The organism is Telluria sp. ZB4P36 (genome assembly GCF_059685865.1).
Map to the genome: position 1 here is coordinate 95,925 of NZ_JCASIE010000004.1, position 19,536 is coordinate 115,460.

Here is a 19,536-nt window from a genome sequence, read left to right on the forward strand (position 1 = left end):
CTTCTGCAGAGATCTACATTCAACTTATTGGTCGCCGCTAATATGCTAAGAGCATAAAAAAAGCCTGATGAGGGTCATCAGGCTTTAGTTGCTTTTCGAAAGATAATTATTATTTATAATTAATCCCAGCTCAGCGCACCGCCGGTCTGGTACTCGGTCACGCGGGTCTCGAAGAAGTTACGCTCCTTCTTCAGGTCGATCATCTCGCTCATCCACGGGAACGGGTTCTCTTCGTTCGGGAACAGCGGCTCCAGGCCGATCTGCACGGCGCGGCGGTTGGCGATGAAGCGCAGGTAGCCCTTGAACATCGGGGCGTTCAGGCCCAGCACGCCGCGCGGCATCGTGTCTTCGGCGTAGCGGTACTCGAGTTCGACGGCCTGCAGGAACAGGGCCTTCAGCTCTTCACGGAAGGCCGGGGTCCACAGCTGCGGGTTTTCCATCTTGATCGTGTTGATCAGGTCGATGCCGAAGTTCACGTGCATCGACTCGTCACGCAGGATGTACTGGTACTGCTCGGCGGCGCCGGTCATCTTGTTCTGGCGGCCGAGTGCCAGGATCTGGGTGAAGCCGACGTAGAAGAACAGGCCTTCCATCAGGCAGGCGAAGACGATGATCGACTTCAGCAGCTGCTGGTCGGTCTCCAGGGTGCCGGTCTTGAATTCCGGGTCGGTCAGCACGTTGATGAACGGGATCAGGAACTGGTCCTTGTCGTGGATCGACGCGATCTCGTTGTAGGCGTTGAAGATCTCGCGCTCGTCCAGGCCCAGCGACTCGACGATGTACTGGTAGGCGTGGGTGTGGATCGCTTCTTCGAAGGCCTGGCGCAGCAGGTACTGGCGGCATTCCGGCGCGGTGATGTGGCGGTAGGTGCCCAGCACGATGTTGTTGGCGGCCAGCGAGTCGGCGGTGACGAAGAAGCCGAGGTTGCGCTTGACCAGGCGGCGCTCGTCTTCCGACAGGCCGTTCGGGCTCTTCCACAGCTCGATGTCGCGCTGCATGTTCACTTCCTGCGGCATCCAGTGATTCGCGCAGCCGGCCAGGTACTTGTCCCATGCCCACTTGTACTTGAACGGCACCAGCTGGTTGACGTCGGTCTGGCCGTTGATGATGCGCTTGTCGTCGGCGTTGACGCGCTTGGCGACTTCGGCGGCGGGAGCTGCGGCGTCAAGGCTGGTTTGCGGTGCGCGCGGTGCCGGCGCGGTGGTTTGTTCGTCGTCCCAAGAGAGCATGTCTTCAATCCTTCTGTCGGGACCTCGTCGCGGGAAATGCGCTTGAGGTCACGGGTAATGTTTGATATTCGTCGGTCTTTGGCGACCCGCAAGCGGCAGCAGCATGCTGGCGAACTTGGGTTCCGGCCTTCGCCGGAACGACGGTTTTAAAGTTAACGGTGCAAGCCAGCTTCGCGGCTGGCTTGCTCCTCATTTGCCGATTACTGGCAGCTTATTGGCAGCTTATTGGCAAGCCTCGCACTCGTCGAAGCCGGCGTCGCCCGGACGCAGGTAGCAGGCGGCGCCTTCCACCACGTCTGCTGCTGCCGGAGCTGCTGCCGCTGGAGCCGCTGCCGGAGCAGCGTGGCCGCCCGTCAGGCCGCCCGAGACCGAGACGGCGTTCAGTGCGCCGGTGCGGGTGGTCGACTTCTCCATGTGCGTTGCGGCGATGGTGCGCAGGTAGTAGGTGGTCTTCAGGCCGCGCAGCCAGGCCAGTTTATAGGTCTCGTCCAGCTTCTTGCCCGAGGCGCCGGCCATGTAGATGTTCAGCGACTGGGCCTGGTCGATCCACTTCTGGCGGCGCGAAGCCTGTTCGACCAGCCACTTCGGCTCGACTTCGAAGGCGGTGGCGTAGATGTCGCGCAGGTCTTGCGGCACGCGGTCGATCTTGCTCAGCGAACCGTCGAAGTACTTCAGGTCGGCGATCATCACTTCGTCCCACAGGTCGCGCGCCTTCAGGTCGCGCACCAGGTAGGAGTTGATCTCGGTGAATTCGCCCGACAGGTTCGACTTCACGTACAGGTTCTGGAAGGTCGGCTCGATGCAGGCCGACACGCCGATGATGTTCGAGATGGTCGCGGTCGGGGCGATCGCCACGCAGTTCGAGTTACGCATGCCGAACTGCTTAATACGCTCGCGCACCGGGGTCCAGTCCATGGTCTCGCTGGTGTCCTGCTCCAGGTAGCCGCCGCGCTCTTCCGCCAGCAGCTTGATCGAGTCCTGCGGCAGGATGCCGCGGTCCCACAGCGAACCTTCGTACGACTCGTAGCGGCCGCGCTCTTCGGCCAGCTCGGTCGAGGCCAGGTAGGCGTAGTAGCAGACGGCTTCCATCGAGGTGTCGGCGAACTGCACGGCTTTTTCCGAGGCGAAGGGCACGCGCATCATGTGCAGGCAGTCCTGGTGGCCCATGACGCCCATGCCCACCGGACGGTGGCGCATGTTCGAGTTGCGCGCCTTGTCCACGGCGTAGTAGTTGATGTCGATGACGTTGTCCAGCATGCGCATCGCGGTGCGGATGGTCTTCTGCAGCTTGGCGTGATCCAGGCCGTCGCCCTTCATGTGCTGCGGCAGGTTCACCGAGCCCAGGTTGCAGACGGCGATCTCGTCGGCGCTGGTGTTCAGCGTGATCTCGGTGCACAGGTTCGACGAGTGCACCACGCCCACGTGCTGCTGCGGCGAGCGGATGTTGCATGGATCCTTGAAGGTGATCCACGGGTGGCCGGTCTCGAACAGCATCGACAGCATCTTGCGCCACAGGTCGAGCGCTTCGATCTTCTTGTACACGGTCATTTCGCCGCGGGCGGCCTTGGCTTCGTAGGCGACGTACGCTTCTTCGAAGGCCTTGCCGACCTTGTCGTGCAGGTCCGGGGTTTCGCTCGGCGAGAACAGGCTCCAGTGGCCCTTTTCCATCACGCGCTTCATGAACAGGTCCGGAATCCAGTTCGCGGTATTCATGTCGTGGGTGCGGCGGCGGTCGTCGCCGGTGTTCTTGCGCAGGTCGAGGAATTCCTCGATGTCCATGTGCCAGGTTTCCAGGTAGGCGCAGACCGCGCCCTTGCGCTTGCCGCCCTGGTTCACCGCCACGGCGGTGTCGTTCACCACTTTCAGGAACGGGACCACGCCCTGCGACTTGCCGTTGGTGCCCTTGATGCGCGAACCGAGTGCGCGGACCGGGGTCCAGTCGTTGCCCAGGCCGCCGGCGAACTTCGACAGCAGCGCGTTTTCTTTAATCGCGTCGTAGATGCCTTCCAGGTCGTCGCCGACGGTGGTCAGGTAGCACGAGGACAGCTGCGAGCGGCGGGTACCCGAGTTGAACAGGGTCGGGGTCGAGCTCATGAAGTCGAAGGACGACAGCAGGTTGTAGAACTCGATGGCGCGCGCTTCGCGGTCGGCTTCGCGCAGGGCCAGGCCCATCGCGACGCGCATGTAGAAGGCCTGCGGCATTTCGATGCGGGTTTCGCGCACGTGCAGGAAGTAACGGTCGTACAGGGTCTGCAGGCCGATGTAGCCAAACTGCAGGTCGCGGTCGGCAACGATGGCCTTGGCCAGGCGCTCGAGGTCGTAGGTGCCCAGCGCTTCGTCCAGCAGTTCGTTCTGGATGCCTTTGGCGATGTACTGCGGGAAGTAAGTGACGTACTCGGCGGCGGCGCCGGCTTGCGGCACTTCCTTGCCGAAGACTTCCTTGCGGATCGTGTGCAGCAGGATGCGTGCGGTGACCTGGCTGTAGGCCGGGTCTTTTTCCATCAGGGCGCGGGCGGCCAGGATGGCCGACTTGTGCAGCTCTTCGACCGGCACGCCGTCGTACAGGTTCTTCAGGGTCTCGGCGACGATGGCGTCGGCGTCGACGTGCTTTTCCAGGCCCGAGCAGGCGGCGTTGACGAGGGCGTAGACGTCGTTCACGTCCAGCGCGCGGCGCTGGCCGCCGTCGACCACGTGGATCTGCGGCGCGGCCACGGCGGTGCCGCCGGCGGCTTCCTTGGCGGCCTTGCGCTCTTCCATGCGCTTGGCGCGGTACAGCACGTATTCGCGCGCGACGTCATGCTCGCCCGAGCGCATCAGCGACAGTTCGACCTGGTCCTGCACGTCTTCGATGTGGAAGGTGCCGCCGTTCGGCTGGCGGCGCACCAGGGCGGCCACCACGTTGCCGGTCAGCTGTTCCACCAGCTCGCGGATGCGGGCCGAGGCAGCGCCCTGCCCGCCGGCGACGGCGAGGAAGGCCTTGGTCATGGCGACCGAGATCTTGTGCGGCTCGAAAGCGACTACGGCGCCGTTGCGGCGGATAACCCGGTAGTCACCGCGTGCGACGATCTCTGCGGGCGTGGCCGTGGCCGTAGCGCCTTGGGTGACGTGCGGATTGATCGAAATGTCTTGTGCTGTTTGCATTGAGCCTCCAGTGAGCAGCGGGTACCTGCCGTCGTTTGTCTTGAGCCGGACTTGTCAACCCGACAAAATTTTAAGCAAAGCGATACCCTGCCAGCCAGTAAGCCTGAAGGCAACCAGATTACGCAGGGTAGAAATCGCTGTTGAATCAGTGGCTTGCAGAGCAAGCTTCAAGTCGAACCTAAATCCTCGTTGCTTTCGGTTCACTACCACTACATCTAGTGTTCGATCTTGATATGAGACTAATTGTAGTACCTGACCCAGGTCACGGCAAGTAAAGAACTTCCTAATTTTTTACGTTTTTTTTGGTGCATGGGCTTGACAAGCAAGCGTGGCCGGATCGGCGGGGAGTCTGAAGTGAGTGAGCGCTAACCTTGTCATCCCGCGCTGCGTAAAGCGTAATCAACGCAATGCGCGACGCATCATTCTTGTGCATTTTGCACTGGCGAAAAGACAACATGATGACAGCCCTGCGGCCTCAGGCGCTGTCATCCGGCGCGCAGATCTCCAGCTTCTGCATCTGGTAGCGCAGCTGGCGCACGCTGATGCCGAGCAGGGCCGCGGCCTGGGTGCGGTTGAACTGGGTCTGCTGCAGGGCGCGCCCGATGATGTCGCGCTCGACCTGGCTCAGGTACTCGGGCAGGTTGCCGGGCAGGCCGTTCGGGCCGAGCATGCTGGATGCGGGCACCGTCTCCACCGCAGCAGGCGCAAGTGCGGGCGCAGGCGCGGGTTCCGCTGCCGGCATCGGCGCAGGCGCCGGCTCGCGCGGCGCCGCCTCGCCCGGCCGCGCCGCCTTGAGCGACAAATCTCCCACTTCGATCACGCCGTCGTTCGCAAAGGCCAGCGCCCGCTCCAGCACGTTCTCCAGTTCGCGGATGTTGCCGGGGAAGGAATAGGCGCGCAGCGCCTCGAGCACGCCCGGGCCGAGCGTGGCCTGTCCGGGCCCGGCCAGGCGCGCCAGGATCGCATCCACCAGCGGCGCCAGGTCGTCGATCCGTTCGCGCAGCGGCGGCAGCGACAGCTCGATCACGTTCAGGCGGTAGAACAGGTCTTGCCTGAACCTGCCCTGCTCCACGCATTGCGCCAGGTCCTGGTGGGTGGCGCTGATGATGCGCACGTCGACCGGCTCCTCGGTGGTGGCGCCGATCTTGCGCACGCGCCGCTCCTGGATCGCGCGCAGCAGCTTGACCTGCATCGGCAGCGGCAGGTCGGCCACCTCGTCCAGCATCAGGGTGCCGCCGTCGGCCGCCTGGAAGAAGCCGTCGCGCTCCTCGGCGGCGCCGGTGAAGGCGCCCTTGCGGTAGCCGAAGAACTCGGCCTCCATCAGGGTTTCGGGAATCGCGCCGCAGTTCACCGCCACGAAGGCCTTGCCGGCGCGCGAACTCTGGGCGTGGATCTCGCGCGCGGCGAGTTCCTTGCCGCTGCCCGACTCGCCGGTGATCGAGATCGGCGCGTTCGAGCGCGCCAGCCGGCCGATCTGGGCGCGCAGCGACTGCATCGCCGGGGAGTTGCCGATCATGCGCGACGGCGGCGCCGCGCCATCGGCTTGCGCCGCCGGCGCATCAAGCAGCTTCAGGGCCGAACGCACCATCACGCGCAGCGCATCCAGCGCCACCGGCTTGGAGATGTAGTCGAAGGCGCCGGCCTTGAGCGCCACCACCGCGTTCTCGGCGCTGCCGTAGGCGGTGATGACGGCGATCGGCGTGCCCTTGTGCGATGCGGCGACCTCGCGCACCAGTTCCAGGCCCAGGCCGTCCGGCAGGCGCATGTCGGTCAGGATCAGCGCGTAGTCGTGCTCCTCGAGCAGGCCGCGCGCCTGGCGCAGCGTGGCGGCGCTGTCAACGTCCAGGCCCATCTTGAGCAGGGTGATCTCGAGCAGTTCGCGCAGGTCGGCTTCGTCGTCGACCACGAGGATGCGGGGTGCGGTCATGGGTTTCTCTGTATTTTTCTCTCTATATAGGCAGACGGCCTGCTAGGCCGGCTGCGAAAAGCTGATCACGAAGCGCCCGCTGGCGCGGCGCGGCCCCATCGCCGTGGCGTCGAAGCGGTATTCGTAATCGAGCTTGGCCTCGTTGTTCAGGCACAGCTCGCGCGCCAGGTACAGGCCCAGGCCGGTGCCCTTGCTCGAGGTCGTGTAGAAGGGCTCGAACAGGTGGGCGCGCACTTCCGGCGTGATGCCCGGGCCGTCGTCCTGCACGTGCAGCTCGATGCGGCCGGCGGCGTCGCGCGCCGGGAAGATGCGGATGCTGGCGGCTTCCTTGCTGGCATAGCGCACCGCATTGTTGAGCAGGTTGAGCAGCACTTCGTGCAGGTGCAGCGGATCGAAACGCACCGTATTCTCCCCGGCGTCGCCTATATAAACTATATCATCCGCCAGCCCATGGGTTTCGCAGAATTCGGCCTTCAGCTCGGCCAGGAAGGCCGCCACCCGCAGCGGCTCGCCGTTGGGCTGCACCTTGCGCGACAGCTGCAGGATGTCCTCGACCATGCGGTTCACCCGCGTCACGTTGTCGCCCACGATCTTCAGCAGCCGCAGCTCGGCCGGGCCATGCAGGTCTTCGGCCAGCAGCGCGGTGGCGTGGCCGATCGCCGACAGCGGGTTGCGCACCTCGTGCGCGATGCTGGCGGTAAGGCGGCCCATCGAGGCCAGCTTGAGTTGCTGCGCCTGGTTTTCGATGGCGCTGACGTCCTGCATGAACACCACGCTGCGCCCCTGCGCCACCCCGGCCGTGTCCACCCGCGCGAAGCGCAGCTTGAGGTGCACCGGCTGGTCGCGCCGTCCGCGCAGCGGGCCGGCGTCTTCCCGGTAGGGCTTGACCGTGACGAAGGAGGCGCCGTCGACCGGCGCGCGCAGCCAGGCGCCGAAGGCCTGCGCCAGCGGCTCCAGGCCCGGCGCCTCGCCGAGCACGAAGCCGGCCGCCTCGCCCTCCAGACCCAGCATGCGCCGCGCCGCCGGATTGCCGGTGAAGACCGTGCTGTCGTCGCCCACCACCAGGATGCCGTCGCCGACGTCGGCGATCACGATCTGGTTGATGGTCTGCTGGATGCGCAGGTCGAGGCCGCGCTGGGCGGCCAGGTCTTCCTGCTTGATCAGGCGCGCCGCCAGGCGGTTCACCAGCAAGGTGCCGGCGAAGAAGGCGGCGCCGTACATGCCGGCCTGAATCAGCGAGGGCTGGCGCTCCTGCATGAAGACCTGCCAGGTGCTTTCGGCCAGCACGAACAGGGTGGCGATCGCGCTCGAGAACAGGGCCAGCGTGAGCGGCGCCAGGATGGCGGCGCCGCCCAGCGGGAACAGGTAGAGGATCGCCAGGCCGCTGCGCATGCCGCCGGCTTCCAGGTAGAGCAGCGAGATCGCGGCCAGGTCGGCGGCGATCTGGCCGCCCAGCTGCCAGGCGAAGCGGCGCTGCCACCAGGTGGCGAGCGCGCCGAACACCAGCGCCGCCGCCAGGTAGGACAGGCAGGTGACGGTGCCGGCCGCATCCAGGCGCAGGCCGCCGCCGATGTCCAGGCCCAGGTAGAGCAGCAGCACCAGGGCGATGACGATGCGGGTGACGGTGAAGGTCTGGAGCGAGCGCCACAGGGTCGTGCGCGCTTCGCGGGACAGCACCTGCAGCGGCGACATCGGCCGGCTTACTGCGGCGGCAGGCGCACGTGGCCCGGCGAGCAGTAGTCGTGGCCGTCGGCGTGGACCGCTTCGGAGGCCGGGAAGTGGATGCCGCAGTGCGCGCACTGGGTCATGGTTTCGATCTCGGCCACCGGCTGCTGGCGCGGCGGCTCGCGCTGCAGGGGCGGCTGCTGACGCGCCGACAAAGCCTTGAGCTTGGCGCGGATCGCGAAGCCGACCAGGCCGATCAGCAGGATCCAGAACAGGATGCGGCTCATGCCAGCCCCCGGTGCAGGACGACTTCGAGCACGAAGCGGCTGCCGACATAGGCCAGCGCCAGCGTGGCGAAGCCGGCCAGCGTGAAGCGCAACGCGGTCTTGCCGCGCCAGCCCTGCCAGCGGCGGCCCGCCAGCAGCGCCGCGAACAGCAGCCAGGACAGCAGCGCGAACACGCTCTTGTGGTCGAGGCGCAGGGCGCTGCCGAACAGCTGTTCGGAGAACACGACGCCCGACAAGACGGTGAGGCTGAGCAGGATGAAGCCAATCCAGATCACGCGGAACAGCAGCTTTTCCATGGTCAGCAGGGCCGGCAGCTGGTCCAGCGCGCTGCCGAACCAGCCGCCGCCGGCCGTGCGCGTGTGCAGCCGCGCTTCCTGCAGGGCCATCAGCACCGCGTGGAAGGCGGCGATGGTGAGCGTGCTGTAGGCCAGCACCGCGACCGCGACGTGCCAGCCGAAGGCCGGCGACTGGCCCTGCAGTTCGAGCAGGCTGCCGGGGAAGACCAGCGGCAGCAGCGTCGCCACGAAGGCGAAGGGCATCACCAGCCGGCGCATGCCGTCGAGGGCGAAATTGCGGTTTTCCAGCCAGTAGGCGGCCACCGAGACCCACAGGGCGCTGGACAGCATGATGGCGAAGCCGACCCGCAGGCGGCCCGGTTCGGCCACGTCGAGTCCGAGCGCGGCGCCATGCACCGCCCAGGCCAGGGCGGTGACGCCTGAAATGACGGCGCCCCGGCGCGACGGCAGCAGGGCGCACACCGCGTACAACAGGGCCGCGGCGAGGAAGAGGGAGTTCTGCATACTAAGAGTCTACACCATCGGGAAATGCTGGGGCAGGCCCTCCTCTGCCCTAGTCCACCGCCGCCAGCCGCAACTCGTCGGTATGATGCCTCCGCTGCTCCTCCATCACCAGCACCCCCAGCTCCCGCTTGAGCGCATTGAATTCCGGCGCCGCCGGGTCGCGCATGCGCGGGATGTCCACCAGCAGGTCGCGCTTGACCGTGCCCGGCCGGTAGGTCATCACGACGATGCGGTCCGCCAGGTAGACCGCTTCCTCGATGCTGTGGGTGACGAACAGGATGGTCTTCTTCAGCTCCGACCAGATGCGCAGCAGCTCGTCCTGCAGGTTGCGCCGGGTGAGCGCATCCAGCGCGCCGAAGGGCTCGTCCATCAGCATGATCGGCGAGTCCAGCGCCAGCACGCGCGCGATCGCCACCCGCTGGCGCATGCCGCCCGACAGGTCCTTGGGAAACCGCTGGCGGAAGTCGCCCAGCGACAGCATGAACAGCAGCTCGCCCACCCGGCTGCGGATCGCGCTCTTGCTCATGCCCTTAAGGTGCAGGCCGAAGGCGATGTTGTCCTCGACCGTCATCCAGGGGAACAAGGCATACTCCTGGAACACCATGCCGCGGTCCGGTCCCGGCGCCGCCACCTGCCTGCCCTCGACCGTGACGGTTCCGCTGCTGGGCAGCGAAAAGCCCGCCACGGCATTGAGCAGCGTGGACTTGCCGCAGCCGGAAGGCCCGAGCAGGCAGGTGAACTGCCCGCGCGGGATCTCCAGGTGGATGTCCTGCAGCGCGGTGACGGTCCGGCCGCCGGTTTCGAAGCGCTTGTTGACGCCGTCGATGCGGATATGCGGCTCCAGCGGCGCTGCGTGCGGTGCATTCATGTCAGTGCTCCAGGCCGCGGTGCCAGCGCAGCAGATAGTTGTTGAGGCGGTTCATGGCGATGTCGATCGCCAGGCCGAGCATGCCGATGCTGATCATCCCGGCAATGATCTTGTCGGACCAGAAGTACTCGCGCGCTTCCAGGATGCGGAAACCCAGCCCGTTGTTCACCGCGATCATCTCCGACACGATCACCACGATGAAGGCGGTGCCGATCCCGATCCGCACGCCCGACAGGATGTAGGGCACGGAAGCCGGCAGGATCACGCGCAGGAACAGGGTGAGGCCGCCGGCGCCCAGGTTGCGCGCCGCGCGCAGGTAGATGCCGTCCACGTGGCGCACCCCGGCGATGGTGTTCATCAGCACCGGGAAGAAGGCGCCCAGCGCGATCAGGAAGACGGCCGGCGGGTTGCCGAGCCCGAACCACAGGATGGCCAGCGGGATGTAGGCGATCGGCGGGATCGGCCGCAGGATCTGCACCAGCGGGTTCATCCAGGCATACACGATGCGGCTCGCCCCCATCGCCAGCCCGAGCGGCAGGGCCAGCCCGGCGCCGATGGCGAAACCCACCGCCACCCGGACCATGCTGGTGCAGACGTCCACCGGCAGCTCGCCGGACAGGGCCCAGGACCACCAGCCGCCCTCGGTATAGTCTTCGAAGGGCACCAGCGGCAGCAGGTAGGCCACCCACTTGCGCCCGACGTCGAGCGGCGCCGGCAGCACCTGCGGGTTGACCCAGCCGTTCATGGCGACCCATTGCCACAGCAGGATGGCTGCCACCGGCACCACCGCGCCGATCGCGATCTCGCGCCAGCGTCGGCGCGACTGCCTGCGACTGTTCTGCGTGCTCATGTCCGCGCCCTCACTTCACGTCCAGGCTCTTCTTGGCCGCCGCCAGCAGGTCGGTGCGCACCCAGTCCCTGGCCAGCGGCGGCCTGGCCATGCGCCCTACCCCGGTTTTCACCATGGTGTCGGTGGTGACCTGGATGTGCTCGGGCGTGATGTCGTAGGAATACGGCGAATTGCGGATCGCGTCGTGGAAATCGTCGGCCGTGATCTGGTTCTTGAAGATCACCTCGCGCACGTATTTCTCGGCCACGGCCGGCTGCTCGATGAAGGTCCTGGTGGCCTCGACGAAGCAGCGCATGAACTTCTCGGCCACCGGACGGCGCTCGCGGTAGAACTTCTCGGTCATGACCATGGTGCGCACCGGTTCGCCGATCGCGGTGTCGTAGGGTTTCAGGACCTCGGCGCCGAAGCCCTTGTTGATGGCCTGCGAGGACTGCGGCTCCGACTGCATCATGGCGTCGATCTGCTTGCCCAGCAGCGCCCCGTTCAGGTCGGCGTAGGGCAGGAACACCAGCTGCACGTCCTTGCCGGGATTGGGATCGCCCTTGAGGCCGTGCTTGGCCAGCTGCGCCATCAGGAGCACTTCCTGGATCGCGCCGCGGGTCACGCCGACCCGCTTGCCCTTGAGCTGGGCGACGCTGCGGATCTCCAGCTCGGGGCGCGCCACCAGCCGCGCCCCGCCCTTGGCGAAACCGGCCACCACGACGATCGGCGCACCGCCGGCGCGGCCGGAAATGGCCGCTTCCGAAGCGGTGGCGCCGACGTCCAGTTCGCCGGCGATGATTGCCTGCATCACGTCCAGTCCCTTGGGGAAGACCTTCTCCTCGACCCGGATGCCGCAGTTTGGCGCGATCTCCTTGATGTACGACACCGCGCCGAAATGCGCGAACTTGAGGTTGCCGAGCCGGACCACCTCCTGGGCCCCGGCGCCGCCTGCTGCCAGCAGGGCGGCTGCTGCGAGAATGCTCTTGACTAGCTTGGTCATGCCTGTTCTCCCTTATGCATTACAAATGGTGTCACCAGCGCTTGCCGCGGCCGAAAACATGCGCGGCACAGATGGTGATGCTGACGGGAAATGGCCTATAGGTACGTGAGGTGTGTCAAAAACGGCAAGCTTTCCATATGATCGAACGCATCACACTCGATGAAAAAACTGCGCTATATCACTGCCGCGCTCGAACTCGGCGGCTTGTGCAAGGTAAAATGGCGGTTTGTCGAATCCGACGTGCCGTCATATATATCAGGTAGAACATGCTAGATAATCTTACCCAACGCCTGGCCAAGGTCGTCAAGACGATGCGCGGCGAGGCGCGCCTCACCGAGGCGAACACCGCCGAGATGCTGCGCGAAGTGCGCATGGCCCTGCTCGAGGCCGACGTGGCGCTGCCGGCGGTGCGCGAGTTCATCGCCAAAGTGAAGGAAAAAGCACTGGGCGAAGAAGTCATCGGCTCGCTCAGCCCGGGCCAGGCCCTGGTCGGCGTGGTGCAGCGCGAGCTGGCCGCCCTGATGGGCGCCGACCTCGGCCCCGAAGCCACCCAGCTGTCCTTCGCCCAGCAGCCGCCGGCGATCATCCTGATGGCCGGCCTGCAGGGTGTGGGTAAAACCACCACGGTCGGCAAGCTCGCCAAGTACCTCAAGGAACAGAAGAAAAAGAAGGTCCTGACCGTCTCGGCCGACGTCTACCGCCCTGCCGCGATCGCGCAGCTGGAATCGGTGACCAAGCAGGTCGGCGCCGATTTCTTCCCGTCCTCCGCCAGCGACAAGCCGGTCGACATCGCGCGCAACGCGCTCGACTGGGCCAAGAAGCACTACCACGACGTCCTGATCATCGACACCGCCGGCCGCCTCGGCATCGACGAAGCCATGATGCAAGAGATCGCCGCGGTGCATGCCGCCGTGAATCCGGTCGAGACCCTGTTCGTGGTCGACGCCATGCTGGGCCAGGACGCGATCAATACCGCCAAGGCCTTCAACGATGCGCTGCCCCTGACCGGCGTGGTGCTGACCAAGCTCGATGGCGATTCGCGCGGCGGTGCGGCCCTGTCGGTGCGCCACGTGACCGGCAAGCCGATCAAGTTCGCCGGCGTGTCCGAAAAGCTGGACGGCCTGGAAGCCTTCGATCCGAGCCGGATGGCCAACCGCGTGCTGGGCATGGGCGACATCCTGGCGCTGGTGGAAGAAGCGCGCAAGGGCGTGGATGCCGAAGCGGCAACCGAACTCGCGAACAAGATCAAGAGTGGCGGCAAGTTCGACATGAACGACTTCAAGGCCCAGCTCACCCAGATGAAGAAGATGGGCGGCATGTCCGGCCTCCTGGATAAACTGCCGGCCCAGTTCCAGCAGGCGGCGGCCGGCGCCAACATGGACCAGGCCGAAAAGCAGGTGCGCCGCATGGTCGGCATCATCGACTCGATGACACCGCTCGAACGTGCCAAGCCGGACCTGATCAAGGCCAACCGCAAGCGCCGCATCGCGGCCGGCGCCGGCGTGCAGGTGCAGGAAGTGAACCGCATGCTGAACCAGTACGACCAGATGCAGACCATGATGAAGAAGCTGAAAGGCGGCGGCCTGATGAAGATGATGCGCGGGATGAAGGGCATGATGCCCGGCCTGCGCTAAGCGCCAGTCAGCTTCAAGGAAACCGCGCAGGCACGGGCTTTGCGCGGTTTTTTACATTCTGGCGCGCGGTTTTTTCATTTGCAGCGGTCCTAGTGTGCGATAGCTCGCATATCGGGGCTTATAAGAATGAAAAAATTTCGAAAAAGACTTGCATGAACAGTAAAAGGCCACCAATATAAGCCCGTGCGTCAATAGCGCAACTTTCCCCGTGATCGTTTTAGGAGGCTCGAAGATGGCAACAGCCAAAAAATCCACCGCAGCGCCGGCCAAGAAAGCAGCTGCCAAGCCAGCCGCAGCGGCCAAGCCTGCAGCAAAAAAAGCAGCAGCTCCAGCAAAAGCAGCAGCGAAGCCGGCAGCCGCACGCAAGCCGAATGCCGCTTTCATGAAAGAGATGACCCCGTCGGGCGAACTGGCAGCAGTGGTCGGCAACAAGCCGCTGCCACGCACCGAAGTCACCAAGAAGGTCTGGGACTACATCAAGGCCCAAAACCTGCAAGACGCAGCGAACCGCCGCATGATCAACGCCGACGACAAGCTGAAAGCTGTCTTTGGCGGCAAGGCACAGGTCTCGATGTTCGAAATGACCAAGCTCATTTCGGACCACCTGAAGTAAGCACTGGCCGGCTGTCCAGTAGCCTTGTCAATGAAAAGCCCCGGGTGACCGGGGCTTTTTGTTTTGGTGCCGGAGTTTTACAAGTCCGCCGCCGCCTTCATCAGGTGGAACACCTGGGTATTCTCGATCGTCCCCTTGAACGGCGCCGATCCTGCGCCGGTGGCATACAGCTTCACGTCCCCGCCGCCGTGCGACTCGTACAGCGCGCGCACGCCGGCTTCCTGCTGGTACTTGTCGCCCTGCGCGGTGGCGCTGTCGACGTCGGCGCGCACATCCGGGCGCACCTTGCCGTTGCCGAACACGAGCGCGGTGAAGGTCTTGCCGTCGGCGTCCTTCTTCGGCTGGCCGGTGGCGTAGTCGTGCACGATGTCCAGCACCTTGCTGCCGCGCTTCGGGTAGCCGTTCAGGACCATCGTGTGGTCATGGTCGGCCGTCACCACGATCAGGGTGTTCTCCAGGCCCGGGTCGAGCTGGCGCATGCGCTCGATCGTGGCCTGGATCGCCTCGTCGAAGGCCACCGTGTCGGCCAGCGCGTTCTTGGCATTGGTGTCGTGCAGCGCGTGGTCGATCTTGCCGCCTTCGACCATCAGGAAGAAGCCGTCCGGATCCTTGGCCAGCAGCTCGATCGACTTCAGCGCCATCTCCGTCAGGGTCGGCTGCTCCGGGCGGCGCGCCAGCGAATAATCCAGGTGGTCGTCCTTGCTGTAGATGCCGACGAACTTGCGGCCCGGACGCGCCGACATCATGTCCGCGCGGGTGGCCCCGACGGCATAGCCCTGGGCCGCGAACTCCGCCATCAGGTCGCGGCCGTCGGCGCGCCCCTTCGGATTGGCGGCCTTGTCGAAGGGCGTGAAGTGGTGGCGTCCGCCGCCCATCAGCACGTCGACGCCGTCGCCCAGCGCGTGGTTGTAGCCCTCGCCACCCGGCACGATCTGGCGCGCGATGGCATAGGCCGCGTCGCGGTGGCAGACGTGCGAGAAGGTGGAGGCCGGCGTGGCGTGGGTCAGTTCGGTGGTGGTGACGGCGCCGACGGCCTTCCCGCGCGCCTTGGCCAGCTCCAGGATGGTGGGCACGATCGTGCCGTCGCCCGGCGCACATTTGTTAATCGTGCGGTTGCCGTTGGCGTCGCGCTCCGGATCGATGGCGCGCGCATCCTTGATCGAGATGCCGTCCTGGTTGATCTTCACGCCGGTCATGTAGGCGCCCATCGAGGGGGCGCTGTCGGTGGTCTGGAAGTCGTTCGAATAGGTCTTGATGCGCGCGGTGCGCTCCAGCTTTTCGAAGTTCAGCAGGCCCTCTTCGCCGTGCCTGAAGATGCGCGCGGCGGTGATCGTGGTCGGGCCCATGCCGTCGCCGAGGAAGAAGATGATGTTCCTGGCCTGCGGGGCTGCCACCGCGCCGGTGCTGAAAGTGGCGGCGGCCAGCAGGATCGAAAGTCGTTTGTTCATGGTGCTCTCCTTACAGGCCGGCGGCCGTCTTGATCAGGCTGAAGACGCGGGTGTTGTCGATGGTCCCGCGGAACAGCTCCGCACCGGCGCCGGCGGCGCCGAGGTAGACGTCGGCGCCGCCGTGGGTTTCGGCTCCCGTGCGCGTGCGCACCACCGCTTCCTGGTGGTAGTCGTCGCGCGTCACGAGCTCGTCGGTCAGCGCGGGCTGGCTCGCGCGCGGGCCGTTGATCCGGTTCTCGCCGGTGCCGAAGCCGATGATGGTGAAGGGACGGCCTTCGCGGTCCAGTTTCGGTGTGCCATCCAGGTTGCGCACCAGGCCCAGCACGCCCGGATTGGTCGGCGTGGTCTTGCCGGTGCGGACCGTGTAGCCGTTCAAGAGCAGGGTGTGGTCATGGTCGGCGGTGGCGACGACCAGGGTGTTCTTCAGGCCCGGATCGAGCGCTTCCATCTTGTCGAGCGCGGCCTGCATGGCGGCGTTGTAGGACACGGTTTCCTGCAGCGCGCGCTTGCCGAGGGTGGCGTGCAGCGCGTGGTCGATCAGGCCGCCCTCCACCACCAGGAAGAAACCCTTGCCCCCACTGCCCGCATGCGGCGCCAGCAGGTCGATGGCCTTGCGCGTCATTTCGGTCAGGCTCGGCTGCTTCGCCTGATCGCGGATGGCGTCGTAGTCCATGTGGTTCGGGGCGAACAGGCCGATGGCCGGCTGTTGCGGGGTGACGCTGAGTGCATTCAAGCCCGCCGTATCCGCCACCACGCGAAAGCCCTGCTGTCCCAGTTCGGCCAGCAGGTCTCGGTTGTCCGCGCGCTTGCCGCCGCGGGCGAAGGGTGTGAAGAACTGCGTGCCGCCGCCGAACAGGACGTCCAGGCCGCGTGCGCCGAGGGCGCTGTTGTAGCCGGCGCCGCCCGGCACCAGCATCGCTGCGAAGTCGGTCTCCAGCTTGCGGTGGCAGCCGTGGCCATAGGCGGATGCGGGGGTGGCGTCGGTGACGCTGGTATTGGTGACGACGCCAAGCGCCATGCCGCGGCGGCGCGCCAGTTCCAGCAGCGTCGTGGCCGGTGATCCGTTCTCGCATTGGCTGACCAGGGCGTTGCCGTTGGCGTCCTTGCCTGGCGCGACCGAACGGGTGCCGAAGGACATCGAAATCACGCCGTTGTTCTGCTTCACGCCGGTCATGTAAGCGGCCATGCCGGCGGCGCTGTCGGTGACCATGGCGTCGTTCGAGAAGGTCTTCACGAAGGCCGATTCGGGCAGGCGGTCAATGGTGAGTTCGCCCTCTTCGCCGGCGTGGAAGATGCGCGCGGCGGTGAGCGTGTTCAGGCCCATGCCGTCGCCGAGGAAGAAGATCACGTTCCTGGCGCGCTGTTCGACCGGCGCCTGCTGTGCCGCGAGCGGCCGGGAGGCGGGCGGCACGGCGGCGCAGCCGGCCAGCGCGGCGATCATGGCAGCGCCGGCAAAGGTGGACAATCGCATGGGAACCTCAACGTTCGAAAAGCGTGAAGTTTACACCTTGCCATGTGCATATGGCGGGCGGATTTGTTGCGGGATTGTTAGTGTCAGGCGGCGGGTTTGAATTCCCACTTCTTCCACGCCGCCAGCACCGCGTTGGGATACTGCGGCTTGCCGCGGCTGCCGTTGTAGCGGCCCAGGGCCAGGTACAGGTTGCCCTTCTCCATGTCGATGTACATGCGCAGGATCGAGCAGCCGTAGCGCAGGTTGGTCTGCATGTTGAACAGCATGCGGCGGTCGCTGTCGCCGATCACCTTGGTCCAGAACGGCATCACCTGCATGTAGCCGCGCGCGCCGGCGATCGAGATCGCGTACTTGCGGTAGGCCGACTCCACCTGGATCAGGCCCAGCACCATGCCCGGGTCGAGGCCGGCGCGGGTCGATTCGTACCAGACCGTCTCGAGGAATTCGGTGCGCGACAACTGGTCGGGGATGCGCTTAATGAGGCGCTTCGACATCTCGTCGAACCAGGCCTGGTAGCGCGCCCGCGCGGCGGCGTCGCGCAGCACCGGCTTGGGCGGCCGGCTGTCGTGGATGGCGTTGGCCAGCGCCAGCCGCACCGAGTCGGCCAGCGCTTCTTCCTTCTGGTTACCGGCATGCGCCGCGCCGCCGAACAGCAGCCCGGCGGCGAGCAGCGCGGACGCAGCCCAGGGAACCAGGATTACCGGACTCACTTGCCCAGCTTGCCCTTGATGAAGGCGACCATGCCGTCGACCGGCACGCTGGTGGCGGCGTCGTCGCGGCGGCCCTGGTATTCCAGGTTGCCTCCCTTGAGGCCGCGCTCGCCGATCACGACGCGGTGCGGCACGCCGATCAGTTCCCAGTCGGCGAACATCGCGCCCGGACGCAGGCCGCGGTCGTCGACGATCACGTCGACCCCTAGCGCCAGCAGCTCGGCGTACAGCTTCTCGGTCTGCTCCTTGACCAACTCGCTGCGGTCCAGGCCCATCGGGCACAGCACCAGCTCGAAGGGAGCGATCGAATCCGGCCAGACGATGCCCTTGTCGTCGAAGTTCTGCTCGATGGCCGCGCCCAGGATGCGGGTCACGCCGATGCCGTAGCAGCCCATCTGCAGCGGGGCCGGCTTGCCGGCTTCGTCCAGGAAGGTGGCGCCCATCGCTTCCGAATAGGCGGTACCGAGCTGGAACACGTGGCCCACTTCGATGCCGCGCTCGATCGCCAGCACGCCCTTGCCGTCCGGCGAGGCGTCGCCCTCGACCACGTTGCGCAGGTCGGCGACGATCGGCTCGGCCGCGTCGCGGCCCCAGTTGGCACCTAGGTAGTGGTAATCGAGTTCGTTGGCGCCACAGACGAAGTCGGCCATGTTGGCGACCGTGCGGTCGGCCACCACGGTGACCGGCAGCCTGGTGTTGATCGGACCGAGGTAGCCCGGCACGGTGCCGTAGGCTTCCTGGATCTCGGCTTCGGTCGAGAAGCGGAAGTCCTTCAGGCCCGCGACCTTGCTCACCTTGATCTCGTTGAGTTCATGGTCGGCGCGCAGCAGCAGCAGGAAGTAGCTCTTCTTGCCTTCGTTCTCGACGGTCAGGGCGATGCTCTTGACGTGCTTCTGCAGCGGGATGTTCAGCAGTTCGGCCACGGCTTCGCACTTGGTCTTGCCCGGGGTCGAGGTCTTGGTCAGGGCCTGGGTAGCCGCGCCGCGCTCGCCGCCGGCCAGTGCTTCGGCCGCTTCGATGTTGGCGGCGTAGTCGGAATCCGGGCAGTACACCAGCGCGTCTTCGCCGGTGCTGGCGATGACGTGGAATTCATGCGAGCCGGTGCCGCCGATGGCGCCGTTGTCGGCCGCCACCGCGCGGAACTTCAGGCCAAAACGATTGAAAATGCGAGTGTAGGCCTCGAACATATTCTCGTAGGACTTCTGCATGCCCTCGACGTCGCGGTCGAAGGAATAGGCATCCTTCATCGTGAACTCGCGGCCGCGCATCAGGCCGAAGCGCGGACGGCGCTCGTCGCGGAACTTGGTCTGGATGTGATAGAAGTTGATCGGCAGCTGGCGGTAGGACTTCAGCTCGCTGCGCACGACGTCGGTCACGACTTCTTCCGACGTTGGCTGAATGGCAAATTCGCGGCCGTGGCGGTCTTTGACGCGCATCAGCTCGGGACCCATCTTGTCCCAGCGGCCCGTCTCTTGCCACAGTTCGGCCGGCTGCACGAGCGGCATCAGCAGTTCGATCGCGCCCGCCTTGTTCATTTCTTCGCGGATGATGTTTTCCACCTTGCGGATGATCCGCAGGCCGGTCGGCATGTAGGTGTAGATGCCCGAACCGAGGCGCTTGATCATCCCGGCGCGCATCATCAGTTGGTGGCTGACGATTTCCGCGTCGGAAGGCGCTTCTTTAAGAGTTGAAATAAAAAATCGTGAGGCGCGCATATCCGTGAATTCTTTTTAAAAAGAGAGAGTTATAATCGACCTAATTTTAAAGGATTAGCTGGCTGATGCGTCCAATCTTTCTACAAATGGGTCCGGAACAAGCATCACTCGCTTCGTCGGCAACCAGCCGGCGCGGTGGGCAAGGCACTTTGTGGGTAAAAATATAAGGATCGTACGGCCGGCAGAAAGTTTCGAG

The 19,536-nt window shown here is 65.4% G+C and carries 15 protein-coding genes; 2 read left to right on the forward strand and 13 right to left on the reverse strand.

What is annotated here, in order from left to right; genetic code table 11:
• Nucleotides 1-119: 119 nt before the first annotated feature.
• The 9 genes from AC56LK_RS08040 to AC56LK_RS08080 all read right to left on the reverse strand — a co-directional run bounded on the left by AC56LK_RS08040 (nucleotide 120) and on the right by AC56LK_RS08080 (nucleotide 11,749).
• Nucleotides 120-1,229, reverse strand: coding sequence for a ribonucleotide-diphosphate reductase subunit beta (locus tag AC56LK_RS08040; protein WP_497184032.1), 1,110 nt, complete (start codon nucleotides 1,227-1,229; stop codon nucleotides 120-122).
• A gap of 222 nt (nucleotides 1,230-1,451) precedes the next feature.
• Entirely contained in the window at nucleotides 1,452-4,370 is a 2,919-nt protein-coding gene (locus AC56LK_RS08045; protein ID WP_497184033.1) for a ribonucleoside-diphosphate reductase subunit alpha, read from the reverse strand.
• Nucleotides 4,371-4,845: 475 nt separating this feature from the next.
• Nucleotides 4,846-6,297, reverse strand: coding sequence for a sigma-54-dependent transcriptional regulator (locus AC56LK_RS08050; RefSeq protein WP_497184034.1), 1,452 nt, complete (start codon nucleotides 6,295-6,297; stop codon nucleotides 4,846-4,848).
• Between the two features lie 42 nt (nucleotides 6,298-6,339).
• Nucleotides 6,340-7,989: a sensor histidine kinase gene (locus tag AC56LK_RS08055; protein WP_497184035.1), complete on the reverse strand. Its 1,650-nt coding sequence runs from the start codon at nucleotides 7,987-7,989 to the stop codon at nucleotides 6,340-6,342.
• A gap of 8 nt (nucleotides 7,990-7,997) precedes the next feature.
• Nucleotides 7,998-8,249, reverse strand: coding sequence for a PP0621 family protein (locus AC56LK_RS08060; RefSeq protein WP_497184036.1), 252 nt, complete (start codon nucleotides 8,247-8,249; stop codon nucleotides 7,998-8,000).
• Nucleotides 8,246-9,049: a cytochrome C assembly family protein gene (locus AC56LK_RS08065; RefSeq protein WP_497184037.1), complete on the reverse strand. Its 804-nt coding sequence runs from the start codon at nucleotides 9,047-9,049 to the stop codon at nucleotides 8,246-8,248. The genes AC56LK_RS08060 and AC56LK_RS08065 overlap by 4 nt, the downstream gene beginning before the upstream one ends.
• A gap of 49 nt (nucleotides 9,050-9,098) precedes the next feature.
• Nucleotides 9,099-9,917 (reverse strand): ABC transporter ATP-binding protein, encoded by an 819-nt coding sequence (locus tag AC56LK_RS08070; protein ID WP_497184038.1) that lies wholly within the window; start codon nucleotides 9,915-9,917, stop codon nucleotides 9,099-9,101.
• Nucleotide 9,918: 1 nt separating this feature from the next.
• Nucleotides 9,919-10,767, reverse strand: coding sequence for an ABC transporter permease (locus AC56LK_RS08075; RefSeq protein ID WP_497184039.1), 849 nt, complete (start codon nucleotides 10,765-10,767; stop codon nucleotides 9,919-9,921).
• A gap of 10 nt (nucleotides 10,768-10,777) precedes the next feature.
• A complete protein-coding gene (locus AC56LK_RS08080; RefSeq protein ID WP_497184040.1) occupies nucleotides 10,778-11,749 on the reverse strand; it encodes an ABC transporter substrate-binding protein in 972 nt (323 codons plus the stop codon).
• 266 nt (nucleotides 11,750-12,015) lie between these two features.
• Here AC56LK_RS08080 and ffh point away from each other — a divergent pair, with 266 nt between their 5' ends.
• Together ffh and AC56LK_RS08090 are read left to right on the forward strand one after the other, a co-directional pair.
• Complete coding sequence (ffh, locus tag AC56LK_RS08085) at nucleotides 12,016-13,383, forward strand: signal recognition particle protein (protein WP_497184041.1); 1,368 nt, start codon at nucleotides 12,016-12,018, stop codon at nucleotides 13,381-13,383.
• Between the two features lie 232 nt (nucleotides 13,384-13,615).
• On the forward strand, nucleotides 13,616-13,996 hold the full coding sequence (locus AC56LK_RS08090) for an SWIB/MDM2 domain-containing protein (RefSeq protein ID WP_436104262.1): 381 nt from the start codon (nucleotides 13,616-13,618) through the stop codon (nucleotides 13,994-13,996).
• A 77-nt stretch (nucleotides 13,997-14,073) separates the two neighbouring features.
• On the opposite strand, the gene AC56LK_RS08095 is transcribed toward AC56LK_RS08090, so the two are convergent.
• From AC56LK_RS08095 to AC56LK_RS08110, 4 genes are all read right to left on the reverse strand, one after another.
• Nucleotides 14,074-15,444 (reverse strand): alkaline phosphatase, encoded by a 1,371-nt coding sequence (locus AC56LK_RS08095; protein ID WP_497184042.1) that lies wholly within the window; start codon nucleotides 15,442-15,444, stop codon nucleotides 14,074-14,076.
• Nucleotides 15,445-15,454: 10 nt separating this feature from the next.
• Nucleotides 15,455-16,915: an alkaline phosphatase gene (locus AC56LK_RS08100; RefSeq protein WP_497184043.1), complete on the reverse strand. Its 1,461-nt coding sequence runs from the start codon at nucleotides 16,913-16,915 to the stop codon at nucleotides 15,455-15,457.
• An 83-nt stretch (nucleotides 16,916-16,998) separates the two neighbouring features.
• Complete coding sequence (locus tag AC56LK_RS08105) at nucleotides 16,999-17,625, reverse strand: lytic transglycosylase domain-containing protein (protein ID WP_497184044.1); 627 nt, start codon at nucleotides 17,623-17,625, stop codon at nucleotides 16,999-17,001.
• Nucleotides 17,622-19,340 carry a proline--tRNA ligase gene (locus AC56LK_RS08110; protein ID WP_497184045.1) on the reverse strand — a complete coding sequence of 573 codons (1,719 nt, stop codon included), beginning with the start codon at nucleotides 19,338-19,340 and terminating at the stop codon, nucleotides 17,622-17,624. The genes AC56LK_RS08105 and AC56LK_RS08110 overlap by 4 nt, the downstream gene beginning before the upstream one ends.
• Nucleotides 19,341-19,536: the final 196 nt, after the last annotated feature.

What these genes read in the sequence shown, in the direction of transcription:
- AC56LK_RS08040 (WP_497184032.1), bottom strand. Translation starts at nt 1,229, where the DNA reads ATGCTCTCTTGGGACGACGAACAAACCACCGCGCCGGCACCGCGCGCA.
- AC56LK_RS08045 (WP_497184033.1), bottom strand. Translation starts at nt 4,370, where the DNA reads ATGCAAACAGCACAAGACATTTCGATCAATCCGCACGTCACCCAAGGC.
- AC56LK_RS08050 (WP_497184034.1), bottom strand. Translation starts at nt 6,297, where the DNA reads ATGACCGCACCCCGCATCCTCGTGGTCGACGACGAAGCCGACCTGCGC.
- AC56LK_RS08055 (WP_497184035.1), bottom strand. Translation starts at nt 7,989, where the DNA reads ATGTCGCCGCTGCAGGTGCTGTCCCGCGAAGCGCGCACGACCCTGTGG.
- AC56LK_RS08060 (WP_497184036.1), bottom strand. Translation starts at nt 8,249, where the DNA reads ATGAGCCGCATCCTGTTCTGGATCCTGCTGATCGGCCTGGTCGGCTTC.
- AC56LK_RS08065 (WP_497184037.1), bottom strand. Translation starts at nt 9,049, where the DNA reads ATGCAGAACTCCCTCTTCCTCGCCGCGGCCCTGTTGTACGCGGTGTGC.
- AC56LK_RS08070 (WP_497184038.1), bottom strand. Translation starts at nt 9,917, where the DNA reads ATGAATGCACCGCACGCAGCGCCGCTGGAGCCGCATATCCGCATCGAC.
- AC56LK_RS08075 (WP_497184039.1), bottom strand. Translation starts at nt 10,767, where the DNA reads ATGAGCACGCAGAACAGTCGCAGGCAGTCGCGCCGACGCTGGCGCGAG.
- AC56LK_RS08080 (WP_497184040.1), bottom strand. Translation starts at nt 11,749, where the DNA reads ATGACCAAGCTAGTCAAGAGCATTCTCGCAGCAGCCGCCCTGCTGGCA.
- ffh (WP_497184041.1), top strand. Translation starts at nt 12,016, where the DNA reads ATGCTAGATAATCTTACCCAACGCCTGGCCAAGGTCGTCAAGACGATG.
- AC56LK_RS08090 (WP_436104262.1), top strand. Translation starts at nt 13,616, where the DNA reads ATGGCAACAGCCAAAAAATCCACCGCAGCGCCGGCCAAGAAAGCAGCT.
- AC56LK_RS08095 (WP_497184042.1), bottom strand. Translation starts at nt 15,444, where the DNA reads ATGAACAAACGACTTTCGATCCTGCTGGCCGCCGCCACTTTCAGCACC.
- AC56LK_RS08100 (WP_497184043.1), bottom strand. Translation starts at nt 16,915, where the DNA reads ATGCGATTGTCCACCTTTGCCGGCGCTGCCATGATCGCCGCGCTGGCC.
- AC56LK_RS08110 (WP_497184045.1), bottom strand. Translation starts at nt 19,340, where the DNA reads ATGCGCGCCTCACGATTTTTTATTTCAACTCTTAAAGAAGCGCCTTCC.